Source organism: Pseudomonas sp. B21-040 (assembly GCF_024748695.1).
Taxonomy (GTDB): Bacteria; Pseudomonadota; Gammaproteobacteria; order Pseudomonadales; family Pseudomonadaceae; genus Aquipseudomonas.
The window spans coordinates 5,306,193-5,326,925 of the sequence record NZ_CP087176.1; the positions used below are offsets into that span (position 1 = coordinate 5,306,193).

The following is a 20,733-nucleotide window of genomic DNA, read 5'->3' on the forward strand; positions in this document are numbered from 1 at the left end:
CGAGTGCCATGCTGCGACGTCAGGCTCTGACTTTAGGTAGTTTGCTGCTGGGAGCAGTGACACTGGGCGGCTGGACGCTGTTCAAGCAAAAGGACAAAAGCCCGTTGCTGCTGTCGGCGCGGGACGATACCGATGGCAAGCATTACGCCGTCGGTTATCGGCTGGACGGCACCCGGGTGTTCGCCACCCAGGTCGGCCAGCGTTGCCATGACATCATCAATCACCCGACGCAGCCGATCGCGCTGTTCGTCGCCCGTCGTCCGGGCACCGAAAGCTACCTGATCGACCTGCGCGACGGCACGTTACTGCAGACCATCGTTTCGCAGCCAAACCGGCACTTCTACGGCCATGCCGTGATTCACAAGAGCGGTGACTGGCTGTACGCCACCGAGAACGATACCTCCGATCCGGGTCGCGGCTTGCTGGGTGTGTATAAGTTCGAAGGTGAACGGCTGGTGCACAGCGGTGAACTCTCGACGCATGGCCTTGGCCCGCATCAGGTGTCGTGGATGCCTGATGGGGAAACCCTGGTCGTGGCCAACGGCGGCATTCGCACCGAGGCCGAAAGCCGGGTCGAGATGAACCTCAATGCCATGGAGCCGAGCCTGGTGCTGATGCAACGCGACGGCACCCTGTTGAGCAAGGAAACCCTGGCCCAACAGATGAACAGCGTGCGCCACCTGGGCATCGCCAGCGACGGCACGATCGTCGCCGGTCAGCAATTCATGGGGCCATCCCACGAGTCTTCGGAGTTGCTGGCGATCAAGCGTCCGGGCCAGCCGTTCGTAGCGTTCCCGGTGCCTGAGCATCAATTGCAGGCCATGGGGCATTACACCGCCAGCGTCGCGGTGCACAGCGATCTGCGCCTGGTGGCGTTGACCGCGCCACGGGGCAACCGCTTTTTCATTTGGGACCTGGACAGCGGCGAAGTGCGCCTGGACGCGCCACTTCCCGATTGCGCCGGGGTCGGTGCGGTGGCCGATGGGTTTGTCGTGACGTCCGGGCAGGGACGCTGCCGGTACTACGATTGCCGCCAGACAAACCTTGTTGCAAAACCCCTTGAGTTGCCTGCGGGGCTCTGGGACAACCACCTGCACCTCATCTGATACACCCGGCCCTTGTAGGAGCTGAGCTTGCTCGCGATGGCGGCTGCACATCCAGCATAGTTGTTACTGATAGACCGCTATCGCGAGCAAGCTCGGCTCCTACAGGTTTTGCGCTTGCCTGTAAATTCTGGCAGTTGGAATCACCCGCGCACTCGGGGTAATGTGCCTGCCTGTCTCACCTGATTTTCTCCAAGGAACTGGAAATATGCTGCGTCGCCGCATGCTGATCATGTTGGGTGTTGTGCTGCTGATTGTACTGGTCCTGGCCGCTTACAAAGCCTTCTCCATCTACACGATGATTCAAGGCTTCTCCGCGCCAAAGCCGCCGGTCAACGTCGCCGTGGCCACGGCAATCGAGCGGCCGTGGCAAGCGCGCCTGCCGACCGTCGGCACTCTCAAGGCGCTGCAAGGGGTGGACCTGAGCCTGGAGACTGACGGCACGGTCACGGACGTACAGTTCCAGTCCGGACAGAAGGTCAAGGCCGGCCAGCCCATCGTCCAGCTCGACAGCGCCGTGGAAACCGCCCTGCTGGAAACGGCTCAGGCCGATCTCGGGTTGGCCATGGTCGATTACTCCCGTGGCAGTCAACTGGTCGGCAGCCAGGCCATTTCCAAAGGCGAGTTCGATCGCCTCTCGGCCGTGCTGAAAAAGAGCAAGGCTACGGTCAATCAGCTCAGGGCCGCACTCGGCAAAAAAAGCATTCATGCGCCGTTCAGCGGGACCATCGGCATTCGCCAGGTGGACGTCGGCGACTATGTCGCCACCGGCACCATGATTGCCACCCTGCAAGATCTCAGCAGTCTCTACGCCGACTTTTTCGTGCCTGAGCAGTCCGTGCCGAAAATCGCGGTCGGCCAGCCGGTGCAAATCATTGTCGCGGCGTATCCGGCGCAGCAGTTTCCCGGGACGATCAGTGCGATCAACCCGAAAGTCGAGAACAGCACGCGTAACGTGCAAGTGCGCGCCACCCTGGCCAATCCCGACGGCAAATTGATGCCAGGCATGTTCGCCAACCTGGACGTGTTGCTGCCCAACCCGCAGCCACGCATCGTCGTACCGGAAAGCGCGATCACCTACACCCTCTACGGCAATTCGGTGTACGTGGCCGCGCAGAAAAAAGCTGAAGATGGCAGCGTCGAGAAGGACGACAAGGGCGAGCCGATCCTGGTCGCCGAACGGCGTTTCGTTGAAACCGGTGAACGCCGCGAGGGGCTGGTGATCGTTACCAAAGGAGTGCAGAACGGCGAAAAAGTGGTCACGGCCGGCCAGATCAAACTGGACAACGGTGCGCACATCGCGATCAGCGACGACAAGACCCTAGCCGAGAAGAACAGTCCGCCGCGCGCGGACTGATCAAGGAATCCCCATGGCTTTTACCGACCCGTTCATCCGCCGCCCGGTCCTCGCTACCGTGGTCAGCCTGTTGATTGTGCTGCTGGGCTTTCAGGCCTGGAGCAAACTGCCGCTGCGCCAATACCCGCAAATGGAAAACGCCCTGATCACGGTGACGACGGCGTACCCCGGGGCCAACGCCGAAACCATTCAGGGCTACATTACCCAACCGATGCAGCAAAGCCTGGCCAGCGCCGAGGGGATCGACTACATGACCTCGGTCAGTCGCCAGAACTTCTCGGTCATCTCGATCTACGCGCGCATCGGCGCCAACACCGACCGTTTGTTCACCGAGCTGTTGGCCAAGGCCAACGAAGTGAAGAACCAACTGCCCCAGGACGCCGAAGACCCGGTACTGAGCAAGGAAGCCGCCGACGCCTCGGCGCTGATGTACATCAGTTACTTCAGCAAGGAGCTGAGCAACCCGCAGATCACCGACTACCTGTCGCGGGTCATCCAGCCGAAACTGGCGACCTTGCCGGGCATGGCCGAAGCCGAGATTCTCGGCAATCAGGTCTTTGCCATGCGCCTGTGGCTGGACCCGGTAAAACTCGCCGGCTTCGGCTTGAGCGCCAGCGACGTGACCAACGCGGTGCGCCAGTACAACTTCCTCTCCGCCGCCGGCGAAGTGAAAGGCGAGTACGTGGTGACCAGCATCAACGCCAACACCGAGCTCAAGTCCGCCGAGGCCTTTGCGGCCATTCCGCTGAAGGTCGATGGCGACAGTCGAGTGCTGTTGCGTGATGTGGCGCGGGTTGAAATGGGCGCGGAAAACTACGACACCATCAGCTCCTTCGGCGGCACGCCCTCGGTGTACATCGGCATCAAGGCCACGCCCGGCGCCAACCCGCTGGACGTGATCAAGGAAGTGCGCAAGATCATGCCGCAACTGGACGCCCAGCTGCCGCCTAACCTCAAGGCCGAGATTGCCTACGACGCCACGCTGTTCATCCAGGCCTCGATCGACGAAGTGGTGAAAACCCTGTTCGAGGCGGTGCTGATCGTGATTGTGGTGGTGTTCCTGTTCCTCGGCGCATTCCGTTCCGTCGTGATCCCGGTGGTTACTATCCCGTTGTCGATGATCGGCGTGATGTTCTTCATGCAGATGATGGGGTATTCGATCAACCTGCTGACCCTGCTGGCGATGGTATTGGCCATCGGCCTGGTGGTGGACGACGCCATTGTTGTGGTGGAAAACATCCACCGGCACATCGAGGAAGGCAAGACACCGTTCGATGCGGCCATCGAAGGCGCCCGGGAAATCGCCATGCCGGTGGTTTCCATGACCATCACCCTGGCGGCGGTCTACGCGCCGATCGGCTTTCTGACGGGGCTGACGGGGGCGCTGTTCAAGGAGTTTGCCCTGACGCTGGCCGGCGCGGTGGTGATCTCCGGGATCATTGCCCTGACCTTGTCACCAATGATGTGCGCACTGCTGCTGCGTCACGATGAAAACCCCAGCGGCCTGGCCCACCGCCTGGACCTGATTTTCGAAAGCCTCAAGCGTCGTTATCAAAGCATGCTGCACGGCACGCTCAACACCCGGCCAGTTGTGCTGGTGTTCGCCGTGATTGTGCTGTGCCTGATTCCGGTACTGCTCAAGTTCACCAAATCGGAACTGGCGCCGGACGAGGATCAGGGCATCATTTTCATGATGGCCAGCGCACCGCAACCGACCAACCTCGATTACCTGAACACCTACACCGACGAGTTCGTCACGATCTTCAAGGCGTTTCCCGAGTACTACTCTTCGTTCCAGATCAACGGTTTCAACGGCGTGCAATCAGGGATCGGCGGCTTCTTGCTCAAGCCGTGGAACGAGCGCGACCGCACTCAAATGCAGATCCTGCCCGACGTCCAGGCCAAACTGGAAAGCATCCCGGGCTTGCAGATTTTCGGTTTCAACCTGCCCTCCCTGCCCGGCACCGGCCAGGGCCTGCCGTTTCAGTTCGTCATCAATACCGCCAACGATTACGAGTTGCTGCTGCAAGTGATGGACCGGGTGAAAAAGCGCGCCATGGAGTCCGGCAAGTTCGCCTTCGTCGACGTCGACCTGGCCTTCGACAAGCCCGAGGTGGTGGTCGATATCGACCGCGCCAAGGCCGCGCAGATGGGTGTATCCATGCAAGACCTGGGCGGAACGCTGGCGACGTTGCTGGGGGAGGCGGAAATCAACCGTTTCACCATTGAGGGGCGCAGCTACAAGGTCATCGCGCAGGTCGAACGCCCCTTCCGGGACAATCCGGACTGGCTGAACAACTATTACGTGAAGAACACCAAGGGCGAATTGCTGGCCCTGTCGACCCTGATCACCGTGACCGACCGTGCGCGGCCACGGCAGTTGAACCAGTTCCAGCAACTCAACTCGGCCATCCTTTCAGGGGTACCGCTGGTCAGCATGGGCGAAGCCATCGAGGTCGTGCGGCAGATCGCCCGGGAAGAAGCGCCGGCGGGCTTCGCCGTCGACTATGCCGGGGCATCGCGGCAATACGTTCAGGAAGGCAGTGCGCTGTGGGTGACCTTCGCCCTGGCACTGGCGATCATTTTCCTGGTACTGGCCGCGCAGTTTGAAAGCTTTCGCGACCCGCTGGTGATTCTGGTGACCGTGCCGCTGTCGATTTGCGGCGCGTTGATCCCGCTGTTCCTGGGCTGGTCGAGCATGAACATTTACACCCAGGTCGGGTTGGTGACCCTGATCGGGCTAATCAGCAAGCACGGGATTTTGATCGTCGAGTTCGCCAACCTGTTGCGCAAGGAAAAAGGGCTGACGGCTCGTGAAGCGGTCGAGGAAGCGGCGGCGATTCGACTTCGCCCTGTACTGATGACCACGGCAGCGATGGTGTTCGGCATGGTGCCGTTGATCATCGCGACGGGCGCGGGGGCGGTCAGCCGGTTTGATATCGGCACGGTGATCGCTACGGGGATGTCGATCGGGACGTTGTTTACGTTGTTCGTGTTGCCGTGCATCTACACATTGCTGGCCAAACCCGACGCTAAAGAACGCGCATGACCGCACGGCTGACGCTCGCTCCCACGCTCTGCGTGGGAATGCAGCCAGGGACGCTCCGCGTCCCACCAAAGGCCGAACGCGGAGCGTCCGTTGATGCATTCCCACGCAGAGCGTGGGAATGATCCAGCAGCAGCTTGGAAATCGGGCAATAAAAAGGCCTCGCAGATGCGAGGCCTTTTATTTTGGTTTCAATCGGGTCAACTTTGCGGCCTCATTCCCTGAGCAAGTCCGAACATGAGCAACAACAGATCGTGGTCGGGTTGCGCTGCCGAGGAGGCTTTGATTGCCCGTGGAATTGGACAGTGAGCATCGCTGCTCACTGAACTGAGGACCTGCGTGCGAGGCTGCTCCCAGGCAGCCACCGCCAAAGTAGCAACTGCCAAGGCTCCAACTAAAAACAAACCTCGTGCAATTTCTAGTTTCATCGCTATAAACCCTTGATAGCGCTGCCAAACGCCGTCTCATAAAAGTAGACAAGTTTTTTCCAGTCCGCAGCGCTGAACGACGAGTGGCGACGCAGTTGCTTCATGTCATGTGCAGCCGCCTGATAAGCCGTCATACGCTGTCGGCACTTCTCCAGGTCGATCAAGGCAATTTCGACCTTGGCCGACTCACCTTCACCGGTGACCCGCAGAAACACATGCTTGATGTAGATGCAGCTGTGCTGCCACCGCCCCTTGTGCATGCGGGCGAGGTTTTCGGCCAGATCTTTCAACACACGATCATTCACCGCTTCGCCATGACGCTCTCGACCACCACCGGCGTACCACTTTTCGATTTCGTCGAAGCCATCCAGCGACTTGGTCACCAGCAATGCGCGCCATTTGTGTACAGGGTCGCGCTGTGCGCCGCAGAAAACGATTTCCGGAACACGCACGTCAAGCTTGCGCAGACCGATGAGTGCATCTTGCTCACGCAATACGGTAGGGCGGCCAAACGGGTGCAACCAGCTTCGATAGATATGGCCGGTCTGACGCTTGGCGTAGAGCAGTTGTCCATCGCTGCCCATGACACGCTGCACACCACTTTCCCCACCGCGGCGAACGTTGGGTTCTTCTACCCATTCACCGCGCTGGCTCCAGAAAAAATCGAAGCGGTCCTTTGGAGCGACTTCCGTTTCTGCTGCACATTGCACTGCCATCCTGTTACCTCTTGCGTAATACGTAAACGCGCCACATGGCGTAGAGCGGAATAAAGTCCAGTTTTTCCTGGATACGGAAACCCGCTTGCTCGAATTCCTTCTCCACCGTTGCGGCCGGTAACACAAACCGGTTTTGGTAACCTTCCTGCCCACGTCGCGCTTCTGAGCGCTTGCGTTTCCAGGCCTTGAAGTTACCGTCCACCCACAACGAAAGGATCACGCTGTCACGGGAGACACGCTGAAATTCGCGCAAAATGGCCAGTCGATGCTCGGCATCACCGATGTGGTGCAGCAGACGCATACAGAAAATGCTGTCGACGGCGTTATCTGGCAAGGCGATGTCGAAGGCAGAAGTGTGCAAGGGTTGTACCCGTTTCACCACGTCGGCGGGTTGCGCCTGCATGGCAATCTTCACCATCGATTCCGAGTTGTCTGCGCCGATGATGGCCCGGTTGGCTTTTTCCGCCAGCATCGGCCAGAAACGCCCTGCACCGCAAGGCAAGTCGAGCACCAGGCCAGGCTCGCCGACCAGTGTCAGCGCCTTGCGTGCCAGCTGTATGTCACGCCAGTGGGACAGCTTGCGACCGAGGCCGTCCTGATGCTTGCGCAGGTAGCGTTGAGCGTGTTGATCATCGTACTTTTCGGAAAAATCGAGTTTGATCGGGCCGTCCATCATCAGGTCTCCTGAAATGCTGATGTCACCAACCTTATGTATTTTTGTGTCGGTGACAGGTCATGCATTTGTGAAAATTTCGTTGAGCAAACCCCCGAACCATTTCAGGGTTTTACAGGATCGTAACAATAGCGCAGGGCCATCCCTTCGCAACAGGTCATTTAATCACCATCTGACGCCTGTAATTCGACCTGAAAACGACAGCCATTAGGCTCCATGGTTGTCAGGCTGACCGTCCAGCCCTGGTTCTCGCAGATCCGCTGCACCAGTGACAACCCAAGGCCCAGGCCCTCACCGCGTTTTTCAGAACCGCGCACGAAAGGCTCGAACATCGCCTCGCGCTTTTCTTCGGGAATGCCGACACCACTGTCCTCAACCAGAAAACCCGTAGCCGTCAGGGTCAACCGGATGAAACCGCGCTCGGTGTAATGCAGAGCATTGCGCAACAGGTTGCCCATCACCGCATGCAAAAGGGTTGCGTTGTAACTGGCGGTTGGAGGGGAGCCTTGCTCGACAATCAGCGTCAGCCCTTTGGTCTCGATAGGTTCTCGCCACAGATTGAGCAGCCCGTCGGCTACCTGCTTGACGTTCTGCTGCGGTGACATGCTGGCATCTTCACGCTGCGCGCGCGCCAGCATCAGGAAAGTCTGGACCAGTTCCCGCATCTCTTCACAGGCACGGGCAATGCGCTCGACCTGGGCCCGCCCGCGCTGATCAATACCAGGGTTTTCCAACAGCAGCTCACAGGAGCTGGCCAGCACCATCAATGGCGTGCGCAGTTCGTGGCTGACATCACTGGTAAACAACCGCTCGCGGGTCAATGCCTGACGCAAGCGCCCAAGGGTGGCGTCGAAGGCCACGGCCAGCTCGCCCACTTCGTCAGCGGCATAATCCGGTGCCAGTGGCGGTGCCAGACCCAACAATTGATCGCGGTGACGCACCTGGCGCGCCAGGCGAACCACCGGCGCCATGACTTTGCGCGCCAGGACCCAGCCGAGAAAGACCGCCAGCGCCAGGCTCAGCACGAAGCCCACCAGCACCACGGCAAACAGCACCCGCTCACGCTCTTCGAAATCGCTTTGGTCCTGCAACAACACGTAACGCCGGCCGTCGACGATTTCGACCATGGCGTGATACGACAAATGATCGCGAAACACCTCGTGAAAACCCGAGTCCAGGTTGCGCAGATCCTTGGGCAGCTCGAAATCGCCTGCCCCGCCGCTGAAGTAGAACAACTGGTCCGGCTCGGGGCGGTGGCTCCAGTCCGTGATGCTGTCCATCAGCAACAAGCGCTGCAAATCGCCACCCAGGCCGGATGAAATCAGTTTTTCTTCCACCACGTGCACGGTCGCCACAATGCCCATGGCGAAGGCGCCGGCCACCAGCACGCTCATCAGCGCAAAGGCGATGATGATCCGTTGAGCCAGGCTCTGTTTAAACTCCATCACGGCCCTCGGCCAAGCGATAACCCACACCGTGAACGGTTTGCAGCAATGGCTTGGCGAACGGTTTGTCGATCACTTGACGCAGTTGATGAACGTGGCTGCGCAGGCTGTCACTGTCCGGGCAGTCGTCGCCCCACAGGGCTTCTTCGAGAATTTCGCGGCGCAGCACGTGCGGGCTTTTCTGCATCAGCACAGCCAGCAGCTTCAACCCCACCGGATTGAGCTTCAGCAGTCGGCCTTCGCGGGTCACTTCCAGGGTATCGAGGTCGTAGGCCAGATCGGCGACCTGCAAGGTGCGACGACCGCCACCCTGGGTGCGGCGCATCACCGCTTCAATGCGCGCGGCCAGTTCAGACAGGGCAAACGGTTTGATCAGGTAATCATCGGCCCCGGACTTGAAGCCCTGCAACCGGTCATCCAGTTGATCGCGAGCGGTGAGCATGATCACCGGCGTGTCACGGCGGGCGTCTTCACGCAGGCGTTTACACAGGGTGTAGCCGTCGATGCCGGGCAGCATGATGTCGAGCACGATCAAGTCGTAATGTTCGGTGGCCGCCAGATGCAGGCCGGACAAACCGTCTTGTGCGCAATCCACGGTATAGCCTTTGAGGCCCAGGTAATCAGCCAGGTTGGCCAGGATGTCGCGGTTGTCTTCAACCAATAGAATTCGCATGGGCACCTTCTCCGTACACAGTAACGGCCGTCTTGGCCCGCGCAGCTTAAGGCCAAGTGTGACTCAGGGCTAGGGTTACAGGTCGTAGAATCAATTCACTCAACCAAACGGGTGGACTTACAAGTTTTTCACTATCGGTTCACAACCTGAATACAGTGATAGGCTGATACTTTCGCGCATTGATAATAAGGAATACACACACAATGGACTTCTTTAAAACGGCGCCAATGCGCTTTCTCCTGCTGGTGACCGGCGCCTGGCTGGCCATTTTCTTTCTGACCCGAACGGTGCTGCTGCTCACTCACCTGGATGAGGCCGGCAGCGGCTTCCTGTCGGTATTCGGCATCGGCTTGCTGTATGACCTGGGCTTTATTGCCTATGCGGCACTGCCAATGGGCCTCTACTTGCTGTTGTGCCCGCCGGCCTTGTGGCGTCGGCGCGGTCATCGCTGGTTTCTTCAGGGCCTGCTGACGGTCAGTCTGTTCGCCATGTTGTTCACTGCGGTGGCCGAATGGCTGTTCTGGGATGAATTCGGCGTGCGCTTCAATTTCATCGCCGTCGACTACCTGGTGTATTCCGACGAAGTACTGAACAACCTGCTCGAGTCCTATCCGATCGGCAAGCTGCTGAGCCTGCTCGCGGTGTTGGCCGTTGTCTTGAGTTTCGTATTGCGCAAACCGTTCAATGCCGCGATGACCGCCCCTTTGCCGCCACTGCGCGGGCGGCTGCTCAATGCCTTGGGGCTGCTGATCGTTGCCGGTTTGAGCCTGCAATTGCTCAGCCAGGACGCGCCTCGCGCGCAGGGCGGTAACGCCTATCAAAACGAACTGGCCAGTAACGGCCCGTATCAGTTTTTCGCAGCATTCCGTAACAACGAACTGGACTACCCACAGTTCTACAAGACGCTGCCAGCTGACGTGGTTGCCAAGCAGATCCGGGCCGAACTGAGCGAGCCGAACGCACGCTTTATCGGCAAGGACCCACAAGATATCCGCCGGGAAATCGATAACCCCGGCACCCCGCGCAAACCCAACATCGTGTTGGTGACCATCGAAAGCTTCAGCGCCAAGTACATGGGCAGCAACGGTGACCAGCGCAACCTGACACCCAATCTCGATGCCTTGCGCAAGCAGAGCCTGTATTTCAACAATTTCTACGCCACCGGCACCCGTACTGACCGTGGCCTGGAAGCCATCACGCTGGCCATCCCGCCAACGCCAGGTCGCTCGATCGTCAAGCGCGTGGGCCGTGAGAGCGGTTTTGCCAGCCTGGGCCAACAGCTCAATGCCGTGGGTTACGACAGCGTATTCGTTTACGGTGGACGCGGTTACTTCGACAACATGAACGCGTTCTTCAGCGGCAACGGTTACCGCGTGGTCGACCAGAGCAGTGTCGATGAAGCCGAGATTCACTTCAAGAACGCCTGGGGCATGGCCGACGAAGACCTTTATAACCAGACCCTGAAACTGGCTGACGCCGACTATGCGAAACAACAGCCGTTTCTGCTGCAACTGATGACCACGTCCAATCACCGTCCCTATACCTACCCGGACAATCGGATCGATATCAAATCCGGTAATGGTCGCGACGGCGCCGTGAAGTACACCGACTACGCCATTGGTCAGTTCCTTGAGCAGGCACGCAAAAAGCCATGGTTTGACAATACAATCTTCGTCTTCGTCGCTGACCACACGGCGGGTAGCGCCGGCAAGGAAGACTTGCCGATCGCCAACTATCAGATTCCACTGTTCATTTACGCACCCAAGTTGATTGAAGCCCGAGAGACGGCACAACTGGCCAGCCAGATTGACCTCGCGCCCACCTTGCTGGGCTTGCTGAACCTGGACTATGAATCGACGTTCTTTGGTCGCAACCTGTTGCAGGACAACCCGCTGCCGCCACGAGTGGTGGTTGGCAATTATCAACACCTGGGGTTGTTTGACGGCAAGGATCTGGCGATCCTTAGCCCCCGCCAAGGGTTGCGACGTCATGATGAAGCGCTGACAGATAGTCGCGAATCCCGTGCCACCGCCGATGATCCGTTGATCACCCGTGCGATTACCTATTACCAAACCGCCAGTTATGGCTTCAAGCAACAGCTGCTTGGCTGGAAGGCGCCCAAGGAGGGTGCCGGTCAAGTCAGCGATCGTTAACCGAATCGCCCCGGGCTGATGCCCCGGGGCTTTTTCCCTTGTTCAGGATTCACCATGTCATCAACCGTTGTCCGTCCTGCCCCTCGCCCACTCAATTTCTGGGTGTGCCTGGGGGTTCCCGCCGTTGCGGCGATCATCCTGGTGTTGCTCGAACTGACATCGCTGGACATGGACCTTGCCAGGCTGTTCTTCGATCCAGTGGCGGGAGACTTCATCGGGCGCCACAGTTACTTCCTGGAAGACATCCTGCATGACCGCGCCAAGCAAGTGGTCATTGCCTTTTCCGTGTTTGCGATCATCGGCTATATCACCTCTTTTTTCGTGGTCAGGCTCAAACCGTTCAAGCGGGAACTGGGCTGCCTGGTACTGTCTCTGGGTCTGGCAACCTCGTTTGTCACGCCCATGAAAGCGGTGACGGCGGTGCAATGCCCATGGAGCCTTGAGCAATTTGGCGGCCACGAAACCTATAGCGAATTGCTGAGCCCTCGCCCGCACACGGATAAGCCCGGCCGCTGCTGGCCTGGTGGCCATGCCGCCACCGGTTTTACTCTGTTTGCGCTGTTCTTCGTGCTGCGTGATCGCCGTCCGCGCATGGCTCGCGCGGCGTTTATCTTCGCCTTATCCCTGGGTACGGTGTTCTCGATTGGCCGGATGATGCAGGGTGCGCACTTCTTCTCACACAACGTGTGGACCGCGATTTTCTGCTGGCTGATTTGCCTGGGATCGTACTACTACGTTCTTTACCGGCCGGCTTTGAGGGTTGAGTCGGTGGCCAAAGCAAAAGCAGTTAGCGCCTGAACTGACGCCATCGCGGGCAAGCCCAGCTCCTACAGGGGACTGCATTAACTCGTGGGACCGGTGGTGCGACGATTCGGCTTGCCCGCGATGGCAGCGACCAGGTCTCCTGACTTACCCGAATCAGGGCAATAAAAAACCCCGCCTGCTTTCGCAGGCGGGGTTTTTTAGTACAGGGGTGAGGCTGGCTTACATCATGCCGCCCATGCCGCCCATACCGCCCATGTCTGGCATACCGCCGCCAGCTGGGCCGTCTTCCTTGATCTCGGCGATCATGGCTTCGGTGGTGATCATCAGGCTGGCAATCGACGAAGCCGCTTGCAGAGCCGAACGAGTCACTTTAGCCGGGTCCAGGATACCCATTTCGATCATGTCGCCGTATTCGCCGGTGGCAGCGTTGTAACCGAAGTTACCCGAACCCTGCTTGACCTTGTCGACCACTACGCTTGGCTCGTCGCCGGAGTTGGCAACGATCTGACGCAGTGGCGCTTCTACAGCGCGACGCAGCAACTGGATGCCAACGTTCTGGTCATCGTTGTCGCCTTTGAGTTCGGAGATAGCCTGCAGAGCGCGAACCAGTGCCACGCCGCCGCCAGGTACCACGCCTTCTTCAACGGCTGCACGGGTAGCGTGCAGGGCGTCTTCAACGCGGGCTTTCTTCTCTTTCATTTCAACTTCGGAACCCGCGCCAACCTTGATCACTGCAACGCCGCCGGACAGCTTGGCCAGACGCTCTTGCAGTTTTTCACGGTCGTAGTCGGACGAAGTGTCGGCCACTTGCTGACGGATCTGCAGTACGCGAGCCTGGATGTCAGCCTCAACGCCGGCACCGTCGATCACGGTGGTGTTTTCTTTGGACAGGATCACGCGCTTGGCATTACCCAGGTGTTCCAGGGTAGTGCTTTCCAGGCTCAGACCGATCTCTTCGGAGATGACGGTACCGCCAGTCAGAACAGCGATGTCCTGCAGCATGGCCTTGCGACGGTCGCCGAAGCCTGGAGCCTTGACGGCTGCGACTTTAACGATGCCACGCATGTTGTTCACAACCAGAGTCGCGAGGGCTTCGCCTTCAACGTCTTCGGCCACGATCAGCAGTGGACGGCCGGCTTTGGCAACGGCTTCCAGTACTGGCAGCATTTCGCGGATGTTCGAGATTTTCTTGTCGACCAGCAGGATCAGCGGACCGTCCAGCTCGGCAGTCATGGTCTCTGGCTTGTTGACGAAGTACGGGGACAGGTAGCCACGGTCGAACTGCATGCCTTCAACAACCGACAGTTCGTTTTCCAGGCCCGAGCCTTCTTCAACGGTGATCACGCCTTCTTTACCGACTTTTTCCATGGCTTCGGCAATGATGTCGCCGATGGAGCTGTCGGAGTTGGCCGAGATGGTGCCGACCTGAGCGATGGCCTTGGTGTCAGCGCATGGCTTGGACAGGGCTTTGAGCTCTTTGACAATAGCGATGGTCGCTTTGTCGATGCCGCGTTTCAGGTCCATCGGGTTCATGCCGGCAGCGACGGCTTTCAGGCCTTCGTTGACGATCGATTGAGCCAGAACGGTAGCGGTGGTGGTGCCGTCGCCTGCGTCATCGTTGGCACGGGAGGCAACGTCTTTGACCAGTTGCGCGCCCATGTTTTCGAAGCGATCTTTCAGCTCGATTTCTTTGGCAACGGACACGCCGTCCTTGGTGATGGTCGGAGCGCCGAAGCTCTTCTCGATGATCACGTTACGGCCTTTAGGGCCCAGGGTCGCTTTTACTGCGTCAGCCAGGACGTTGACACCGGCGAGCATTTTCTTGCGGGCGGAATCGCCGAATTTAACTTCTTTAGCAGCCATGATCGATATTCCTTAAATACTTTGTAGTAGCGGGAAAATGAGCGGGGAATCAGCCTTCGATAACAGCGAGAATCTCGTTCTCAGCCATTACCAGCAGGTCTTCGCCGTCAACTTTCACGGTGTTGCTGCCGGAGTACGGGCCGAACACAACCTTGTCACCCACTTTAACGGCCAGTGCACGCACTTCACCGTTGTCCAGCACGCGGCCGGTGCCGACAGCGAGGATTTCGCCGCTGTTGGCTTTCTCAGCAGCCGAACCTGGCAGGACGATACCGCCAGCGGTTTTCTTTTCTTCTTCGCTGCGACGGATGACGACGCGGTCATGCAGAGGACGAAGCTTCATTGTCGATCTCTCCTAATTGTGGTTTTCATCGGCCGGTGTATTCCCGGCGGGTTTAACAAATCCGGCGGTGCCGGGTGCGGCTCGACAAGCGAGACGCGGAAGTCTGTCTGGCGTGATCGCCAGAAACCTTGCGGTGACCGTTACATAAGGGCGCATAAGCTTATTACAAGGGCGGGCCAGCAAAAAATTTCACAACGCTGCCCCGCAAACGAACACGGCACCCGAAGGTGCCGTGCAGATAACGCGATTTACTTGGTGTCACGGTGGTGTTCGAACTCGCCTTCGATCACGTTGGGCTCTCGCCCCAGTGGTTCGCGCGGCGCAGGGCCGCCCCGAGGCTGCAGGTCGTCGGCAAATGCACGCTGACGAATCGCCTGTTCTTCGGCGCGCTGGCGCATTTTATTGGCCAGTAAGCGACGAGAGAATGGCATCAACAAGATCAGGCCCAACACATCAGAGACGAAGCCCGGCAGGATCAACAGACCGCCCGCCAGGGCCAGCATCAAGCCTTCGAGCATGGTCTGGGCCGGCAACTCGCCGCGATTCAGGCTTTCACGGGCACGCAGTGCAGTGGCCAGACCGGCGATGCGCAGCACAAAAACGCCGAGCATCGAGCCGAGAATGATCAGTAGCAGGGCCGGGAAAAACCCGATAGCCCCGCTGACTTTGACGAATACGAACAGCTCCAACACCGGGAACAGTACAAAGAGCAATAAAAAAGGGCGCATCAAATGGTTCCTCAACGCAAGAATGCCTTGCCAGTAAGCCTTAGATGACGTCGCCCTTTCGTGAATTCAAGCGTCGGCGACTTCTTTTTTGGGCCAATGCTCGGCGTGAGCCAGGAAAACCAAGGCTTCCCGGACTTGTGTCGGCGTATTACAAGGTGCTTGAAACGGCAACCAGTACAGCGCCTGACCGATGCGCAAATGCATGCCTTCGGTGTCGATGCCAGCCAGTTGCGCCGGTTCGGTTTTCGGCAGGCCGGCCAGTTCGACGTAGTGCGCGATGGCTTTGGCGTGATCGGCATTCATGTGCTCGACCATGCTCACTTCGGCTTTGCCGGCAAACGGGTTGGCCAGGGTCAGGTGATCGACCCAATGAATCGCGCCGAAGCCGCCGATGTAGCGGTGACGCACGGGTTTGAGCACCCAGAAATCGAAATCGTGAGCCTTGTGATAGCTCTGCGATTCCGGGAAATAGCGGTAGTAACGCTCGGCAGCCGCTTCAATGGCCGCCTCGTCTTCTAGCTTTTCTGCTTCGGCGAGGTACGTCAGCCGACCAACGGCTTGCACGTCATCGGCCTCACGCTCGCCCACGAACAATGAGCATTTCGGATCTTTTTGCAGGTTATGAGTGTGCTGAGCGATGCGGCTGATAAGGATCAGCGGCCGGCCTTGCTCATCCAGGCAGTAAGGAACCACTGAGCCAAACGGGTAACCCGGCATGGACTTGGAATGGGTCGACAGCACCCCACGGTATTCCTTGAGAAGCAATTCTCGGGCATTCTTGGCCGCTTCAACGCTCAATTTATGACTCCTTATATAGAATCCGTCATAAAAACGGACAGGCACCTGGGGATAAGTATCCAGCACGCCATCGGGGCAGTTCTCATGTGCAGCCAGGCCACGCCAGGTGCAGATCGAGAGGCCCTCTTCAAGGAAACCACTCTGACCTGCTATTGGGGCATGCGAATGCAACTCACTGACAAAGTAATCATTATCACTGGCGGTTGCCAGGGTTTAGGTCGTTCCATGGCCGAGTATTTCGCCGCCAAAGGCGCGAAACTGGCGCTGGTGGACCTGAACCAGGAAAAGCTCGACGACACCGTCGCGGCGTGCAAGGCCAAGGGTGCCGAAGCGCGCAGCTACCTGTGCAACGTCGCCAACGAAGAGCAAGTGAGCGACATGGTCGCCCGGGTTGCCGAAGATTTCGGCGCGATCCATGGCCTGATCAACAACGCGGGCATCTTGCGTGACGGCCTGTTGTTGAAGGTCAAGGACGGCGAAATGACCAAGATGAGCCTGGCCCAATGGCAGGCGGTCATCGACGTCAACCTGACCGGCGTGTTCCTGTGCACCCGCGAAGTCGCGGCCAAAATGGTCGAGCTGAAAAACAGCGGCGCGATCATCAATATCTCGTCGATTTCCCGCGCTGGCAACGTCGGCCAGACCAACTACTCCGCCGCCAAGGCTGGCGTGGCAGCGGCCACCGTGACCTGGGCCAAGGAACTGGCGCGCTACGGCATCCGCGTGGCAGGCATTGCACCGGGCTTTATCGAGACCGAGATGACGTTGGGCATGAAGCCCGAAGCACTGGAGAAAATGACGGCCGGGATTCCGCTCAAGCGCATGGGAAAACCGGAAGAGATCGCCCATTCGGCGGCGTACATTTTCGAGAATGACTACTACACCGGCCGGATCCTGGAGATGGATGGCGGGTTGCGTATCTAACGCCCCCCCAAAACCCTGTAGCAGCTGCCGAGGTACGAGGCTGCGTTGCGTGTCCGCAGGACCGCCCTCGGGGGCCGCTGCGCAGCCCAACGCAGCCTCGTGCCTCGGCAGCTGCTACAACATCTATTCAGCGAATCAATCGTCGCTGACGCTGATGTTCGGCATCGCCGGCGATACCGCTTCCTGCAACACGATCCGCGCACCGACATGACGGGCCAGTTCCTGGTACACCATGGCAATCTGGCTGTCCGGCTCGGCGATCACCGTTGGTTTGCCGCCATCGGCCTGCTCGCGGATAACCATCGACAGTGGCAACGAGGCCAGCAGTTCGACGCCATACTGGTTGGCCAGCTTCACACCACCGCCTTCACCGAACAGATGCTCGGCATGCCCGCAGTTGGAGCAGATGTGCACGGCCATGTTTTCCACCACGCCCAGCACCGGGATGTTGACCTTGCGGAACATCTCCACGCCCTTGCGCGCGTCCAGCAATGCCAGATCTTGCGGGGTCGTGACGATTACTGCACCGGCCACCGGTACTTTCTGTGCCAGGGTCAGCTGAATGTCACCTGTGCCTGGCGGCATGTCGATGACCAGGTAATCCAGGTCGCCCCACGCAGTCTGGGTCACCAGTTGCAGCAGCGCACCGGACACCATCGGCCCACGCCAGACCATCGGTGTGTTGTCGTCGGTCAGGAATGCCATCGACATCACTTCAACGCCATGGGACTCGATCGGCACGAACCACTTCTGATCCTTGACCTTTGGTCGGGTGCCTTCAGCGATGCCGAACATGATGCCCTGGCTTGGACCGTAGATGTCCGCGTCGAGAATCCCCACTTTGGCGCCTTCACGGGCCAGCGCCAGCGCCAGGTTCGCGGCGGTGGTGGATTTACCCACGCCGCCCTTGCCGGACGCCACGGCCACCACGTTTTTCACGTTCGCCAGCCCCGGAATCTGCGCCTGAGCCTTGTGCGCGGCAATCACGCTGGTGATGTCGACGCGAGCAGTCGTCACGCCGTCCAGGCCTTCGATGGCCATTTGCAGCATCTGTGACCAGCCGCTCTTGAACAGGCCGGCGGCGTAACCCAACTCCAACTGGACGCTGACGCGATCGCCCTGGATGTCGATGTTGCGCACACACCCGGCGCTGACCGGGTCCTGGTTCAGGTAAGGGTCGGTGTATTGGCGAAGGACGGCTTCCACCGCTGCGCGATTGACGGCGCTCATGGGCAACTCCGATAGCAAGACAGGAAAATCAGGCTGGTATCCTACCTGTTCTGTTGGCCGGACGGCATGCTTTCAGGACGTGACAATTATCCTGTGGCCAGATGCAACCTGTAGCAGCTGGCGAAGCCTGCGTTCGACTGCGAAGCAGTCGTGTATCCCGGCAACCCGGATGACCTGAAACACCGCAGTGTCCGGTTTTACGACGGCTGCGCCGCCGGACGCAGCCTTCGGCAGCTGCTACAAAGGTCCGCGGTGCCGGTCGCGGGGGTGAAAAATATGCGCTGGCGCTTTATAGTGGCCGACCTCCGTTTCATCAAGTAGCCGAGCCCCATGTCCGAGCCACGCAAGATCCTCGTCACCAGCGCCCTGCCCTATGCCAATGGTTCGATCCATCTTGGCCACATGCTGGAATACATCCAGACCGATATGTGGGTGCGTTTCCAGAAGCACCGCGGCAATCAATGCATTTACGTCTGCGCCGACGACGCCCACGGCTCGGCGATCATGTTGCGCGCGGAAAAGGAAGGCATCACCCCGGAACAACTGATCGCCAACGTCCAGGCTGAACACAGCGCCGACTTTGCCGAGTTCCTGGTGGACTTCGACAACTTCCACTCCACTCACGCCGAAGAAAACCGTGAGCTGTCGAGCCAGATCTACCTGAAGCTGCGCGACGCCGGGCACATCGCCCAGCGCTCGATCACGCAGTACTTCGACCCGGAAAAGAAAATGTTCCTGGCCGACCGCTTCATCAAGGGCACCTGCCCGAAATGCGGCACCGAAGACCAGTACGGCGACAACTGCGAAAAATGCGGTGCGACTTACGCGCCCACCGATCTGAAGGATCCGAAGTCGGCCATCTCTGGCGCCACCCCGGTGCTCAAGGATTCCCAGCACTTCTTCTTCAAGCTGCCGGACTTCCAGGAAATGCTGCAAGCCTGGACCCGCAGTGGGACCCTGCAAGACGCCGTCGCGAACAAGATCGCCGAATGGCTGGATGCCGGCCTGCAACAGTGGGACATCTCCCGTGATGCACCGTACTTCGGTTTCGAGATCCCGGGCGAGCCAGGCAAGTATTTCTACGTGTGGCTGGACGCGCCGATCGGCTACATGGCCAGCTTCAAGAACCTCTGCGATCGCACGCCGGAGCTGGATTTCGACGCGTTCTGGAACAAAGATTCCACCGCCGAGCTGTACCATTTCATCGGCAAGGACATCGTCAACTTCCACGCCCTGTTCTGGCCAGCCATGCTCGAAGGCGCCGGTTTCCGTAAACCGACCGGCATCAACGTCCACGGCTACCTGACCGTCAACGGTCAGAAAATGTCCAAATCGCGCGGCACCTTCATCAAGGCCCGGACTTACCTGGATCACCTGTCGCCGGAATACCTGCGTTATTACTACGCGGCCAAGTTGAGCCGTGGCGTCGACGATCTGGACCTGAACCTTGAGGACTTCGTGCAGAAGGTCAACTCGGACCTGGTCGGCAAAGTCGTCAACATTGCCAGCCGTTGCGCCGGTTTCATCAACAAGGGCAATGCCGGCGTGATGGTCGACACCAACGCCGCGCCGGAATTGACCGATGCCTTCCTGGCCGCCGCGCCAAGCATCGCCGACGCCTATGAAGCCCGCGACTTCGCCCGCGCCATGCGCGAGATCATGGGCCTGGCCGACCGCGCCAACGCCTGGATCGCCGACAAGGCGCCGTGGTCGCTGAACAAACAGGAAGGCAAGCAGGATGAAGTTCAGGCCATCTGCGCCACGGGCATCAACCTGTTCCGCCAACTGGTGATCTTCCTCAAGCCGGTCCTGCCGTTGCTGGCAGCCGACGCCGAAGCGTTCCTGAACGTCGCTCCGCTGACCTGGAACGACCACGCGACCTTGCTCAGCAACCATCAGTTGAACGAGTTCAAGCCTTTGATGACTCGTATCGACCCGGTGAAAGTGCAGGCGATGAGCGATGCTTCCAAAGAAGATCTGACCGCCAGCGCAACCGACACCGGCGAAACCGCGCCTGCCGGCAACGGTGAACTGGCCAAAGATCCCCTGTCGCCAGAAATCGAGTTCGACGCCTTTGCTGCCGTCGATCTGCGCGTCGCACTGATCCTCAAGGCCGAACACGTGGAAGGCGCGGACAAGTTGTTGCGCCTGACCCTGGACATCGGTGACGAGCAACGCAACGTGTTCTCCGGGATCAAGAGCGCTTATCCGGACCCGTCCAAGCTCAATGGTCGCCTGACCATGATGATCGCCAACCTCAAGCCACGGAAAATGAAGTTCGGCATTTCCGAAGGCATGGTGATGGCGGCCGGCCCTGGCGGTGAAGAAATCTACCTGCTCAGCCCTGATAGCGGCGCCAAGCCGGGTCAGCGCATCAAGTAAACGTGTTGCGGTAAACCGATCCCACAGTCGTGCCTGACGCGACTGTGGGATTTTCATATCTGGCCCCCCCTCCGTCCTTGCCGGATAATGCCTAAGCTTTTTAGAC

The 20,733-nt window shown here is 59.2% G+C and carries 17 protein-coding genes; 7 read left to right on the plus strand and 10 right to left on the minus strand.

Annotation, left to right across the window (positions count from 1 at the left end; translation table 11 throughout):
- Window positions 1-8: 8 nt before the first annotated feature.
- The 3 genes from LOY55_RS24295 to LOY55_RS24305 all read left to right on the plus strand — a co-directional run bounded on the left by LOY55_RS24295 (window position 9) and on the right by LOY55_RS24305 (window position 5,509).
- Window positions 9-1,106, plus strand: coding sequence for a DUF1513 domain-containing protein (locus LOY55_RS24295; RefSeq protein ID WP_223523507.1), 1,098 nt, complete (start codon window positions 9-11; stop codon window positions 1,104-1,106).
- Between the two features lie 205 nt (window positions 1,107-1,311).
- The gene (locus tag LOY55_RS24300; RefSeq protein WP_046026453.1) at window positions 1,312-2,460 is read left to right on the plus strand and encodes an efflux RND transporter periplasmic adaptor subunit; all 1,149 of its coding nucleotides are present in this window, start codon (window positions 1,312-1,314) and stop codon (window positions 2,458-2,460) included.
- 13 nt (window positions 2,461-2,473) lie between these two features.
- Complete coding sequence (locus LOY55_RS24305; protein WP_258667020.1) at window positions 2,474-5,509, plus strand: multidrug efflux RND transporter permease subunit; 3,036 nt, start codon at window positions 2,474-2,476, stop codon at window positions 5,507-5,509.
- Between the two features lie 197 nt (window positions 5,510-5,706).
- On the opposite strand, the gene LOY55_RS24310 is transcribed toward LOY55_RS24305, so the two are convergent.
- From LOY55_RS24310 to colR, 5 genes are all read right to left on the minus strand, one after another.
- Entirely contained in the window at window positions 5,707-5,934 is a 228-nt protein-coding gene (locus LOY55_RS24310; RefSeq protein WP_077431350.1) for a hypothetical protein, read from the minus strand.
- 2 nt (window positions 5,935-5,936) lie between these two features.
- Window positions 5,937-6,650 carry a lipopolysaccharide kinase InaA family protein gene (locus LOY55_RS24315; protein ID WP_046026455.1) on the minus strand — a complete coding sequence of 238 codons (714 nt, stop codon included), beginning with the start codon at window positions 6,648-6,650 and terminating at the stop codon, window positions 5,937-5,939.
- Window positions 6,651-6,654: 4 nt separating this feature from the next.
- On the minus strand, window positions 6,655-7,323 hold the full coding sequence (locus LOY55_RS24320; protein ID WP_046026456.1) for a class I SAM-dependent methyltransferase: 669 nt from the start codon (window positions 7,321-7,323) through the stop codon (window positions 6,655-6,657).
- Between the two features lie 161 nt (window positions 7,324-7,484).
- Window positions 7,485-8,768, minus strand: a complete 1,284-nt coding sequence (locus tag LOY55_RS24325) for a HAMP domain-containing sensor histidine kinase (RefSeq protein ID WP_109785036.1) — start codon at window positions 8,766-8,768, stop codon at window positions 7,485-7,487.
- Entirely contained in the window at window positions 8,758-9,441 is a 684-nt protein-coding gene (colR, locus tag LOY55_RS24330) for a two-component system response regulator ColR (RefSeq protein ID WP_046026458.1), read from the minus strand. Before colR ends, LOY55_RS24325 begins: the two co-directional genes overlap by 11 nt.
- A 203-nt stretch (window positions 9,442-9,644) precedes the next feature.
- Between colR and LOY55_RS24335 the strand changes: the two genes are divergently transcribed.
- Together LOY55_RS24335 and LOY55_RS24340 are read left to right on the plus strand one after the other, a co-directional pair.
- Window positions 9,645-11,594 carry an LTA synthase family protein gene (locus LOY55_RS24335; protein ID WP_258667022.1) on the plus strand — a complete coding sequence of 650 codons (1,950 nt, stop codon included), beginning with the start codon at window positions 9,645-9,647 and terminating at the stop codon, window positions 11,592-11,594.
- A 54-nt stretch (window positions 11,595-11,648) separates the two neighbouring features.
- Entirely contained in the window at window positions 11,649-12,392 is a 744-nt protein-coding gene (locus tag LOY55_RS24340) for a phosphatase PAP2 family protein (RefSeq protein ID WP_258667024.1), read from the plus strand.
- A 186-nt stretch (window positions 12,393-12,578) separates the two neighbouring features.
- On the opposite strand, the gene groL is transcribed toward LOY55_RS24340, so the two are convergent.
- From groL to LOY55_RS24360, 4 genes are all read right to left on the minus strand, one after another.
- Window positions 12,579-14,222 (minus strand): chaperonin GroEL, encoded by a 1,644-nt coding sequence (gene groL, locus LOY55_RS24345; protein ID WP_046026465.1) that lies wholly within the window; start codon window positions 14,220-14,222, stop codon window positions 12,579-12,581.
- A 49-nt stretch (window positions 14,223-14,271) separates the two neighbouring features.
- Window positions 14,272-14,565, minus strand: coding sequence for a co-chaperone GroES (locus LOY55_RS24350; protein ID WP_019827816.1), 294 nt, complete (start codon window positions 14,563-14,565; stop codon window positions 14,272-14,274).
- 248 nt (window positions 14,566-14,813) lie between these two features.
- Complete coding sequence (locus LOY55_RS24355) at window positions 14,814-15,293, minus strand: FxsA family protein (RefSeq protein WP_258667027.1); 480 nt, start codon at window positions 15,291-15,293, stop codon at window positions 14,814-14,816.
- Window positions 15,294-15,359: 66 nt separating this feature from the next.
- Window positions 15,360-16,091 (minus strand): HugZ family protein, encoded by a 732-nt coding sequence (locus tag LOY55_RS24360; RefSeq protein ID WP_046026468.1) that lies wholly within the window; start codon window positions 16,089-16,091, stop codon window positions 15,360-15,362.
- Between the two features lie 165 nt (window positions 16,092-16,256).
- Between LOY55_RS24360 and LOY55_RS24365 the strand changes: the two genes are divergently transcribed.
- The gene (locus LOY55_RS24365) at window positions 16,257-17,015 is read left to right on the plus strand and encodes an SDR family oxidoreductase (RefSeq protein WP_046026469.1); all 759 of its coding nucleotides are present in this window, start codon (window positions 16,257-16,259) and stop codon (window positions 17,013-17,015) included.
- A 135-nt stretch (window positions 17,016-17,150) separates the two neighbouring features.
- Here the strand turns inward: LOY55_RS24365 and apbC are convergent, their stop codons facing one another.
- On the minus strand, window positions 17,151-18,245 hold the full coding sequence (gene apbC / locus LOY55_RS24370) for an iron-sulfur cluster carrier protein ApbC (protein WP_046026470.1): 1,095 nt from the start codon (window positions 18,243-18,245) through the stop codon (window positions 17,151-17,153).
- 330 nt (window positions 18,246-18,575) lie between these two features.
- Between apbC and metG the strand changes: the two genes are divergently transcribed.
- On the plus strand, window positions 18,576-20,627 hold the full coding sequence (metG, locus tag LOY55_RS24375) for a methionine--tRNA ligase (RefSeq protein ID WP_109785031.1): 2,052 nt from the start codon (window positions 18,576-18,578) through the stop codon (window positions 20,625-20,627).
- The last annotated feature ends 106 nt before the right edge of the window (window positions 20,628-20,733 follow it).

What these genes read in the sequence shown, in the direction of transcription:
- LOY55_RS24295 (WP_223523507.1), top strand. Translation starts at nt 9, where the DNA reads ATGCTGCGACGTCAGGCTCTGACTTTAGGTAGTTTGCTGCTGGGAGCA.
- LOY55_RS24300 (WP_046026453.1), top strand. Translation starts at nt 1,312, where the DNA reads ATGCTGCGTCGCCGCATGCTGATCATGTTGGGTGTTGTGCTGCTGATT.
- LOY55_RS24305 (WP_258667020.1), top strand. Translation starts at nt 2,474, where the DNA reads ATGGCTTTTACCGACCCGTTCATCCGCCGCCCGGTCCTCGCTACCGTG.
- LOY55_RS24310 (WP_077431350.1), bottom strand. Translation starts at nt 5,934, where the DNA reads ATGAAACTAGAAATTGCACGAGGTTTGTTTTTAGTTGGAGCCTTGGCA.
- LOY55_RS24315 (WP_046026455.1), bottom strand. Translation starts at nt 6,650, where the DNA reads ATGGCAGTGCAATGTGCAGCAGAAACGGAAGTCGCTCCAAAGGACCGC.
- LOY55_RS24320 (WP_046026456.1), bottom strand. Translation starts at nt 7,323, where the DNA reads ATGGACGGCCCGATCAAACTCGATTTTTCCGAAAAGTACGATGATCAA.
- LOY55_RS24325 (WP_109785036.1), bottom strand. Translation starts at nt 8,768, where the DNA reads ATGGAGTTTAAACAGAGCCTGGCTCAACGGATCATCATCGCCTTTGCG.
- colR (WP_046026458.1), bottom strand. Translation starts at nt 9,441, where the DNA reads ATGCGAATTCTATTGGTTGAAGACAACCGCGACATCCTGGCCAACCTG.
- LOY55_RS24335 (WP_258667022.1), top strand. Translation starts at nt 9,645, where the DNA reads ATGGACTTCTTTAAAACGGCGCCAATGCGCTTTCTCCTGCTGGTGACC.
- LOY55_RS24340 (WP_258667024.1), top strand. Translation starts at nt 11,649, where the DNA reads ATGTCATCAACCGTTGTCCGTCCTGCCCCTCGCCCACTCAATTTCTGG.
- groL (WP_046026465.1), bottom strand. Translation starts at nt 14,222, where the DNA reads ATGGCTGCTAAAGAAGTTAAATTCGGCGATTCCGCCCGCAAGAAAATG.
- LOY55_RS24350 (WP_019827816.1), bottom strand. Translation starts at nt 14,565, where the DNA reads ATGAAGCTTCGTCCTCTGCATGACCGCGTCGTCATCCGTCGCAGCGAA.
- LOY55_RS24355 (WP_258667027.1), bottom strand. Translation starts at nt 15,293, where the DNA reads ATGCGCCCTTTTTTATTGCTCTTTGTACTGTTCCCGGTGTTGGAGCTG.
- LOY55_RS24365 (WP_046026469.1), top strand. Translation starts at nt 16,257, where the DNA reads ATGCAACTCACTGACAAAGTAATCATTATCACTGGCGGTTGCCAGGGT.
- apbC (WP_046026470.1), bottom strand. Translation starts at nt 18,245, where the DNA reads ATGAGCGCCGTCAATCGCGCAGCGGTGGAAGCCGTCCTTCGCCAATAC.
- metG (WP_109785031.1), top strand. Translation starts at nt 18,576, where the DNA reads ATGTCCGAGCCACGCAAGATCCTCGTCACCAGCGCCCTGCCCTATGCC.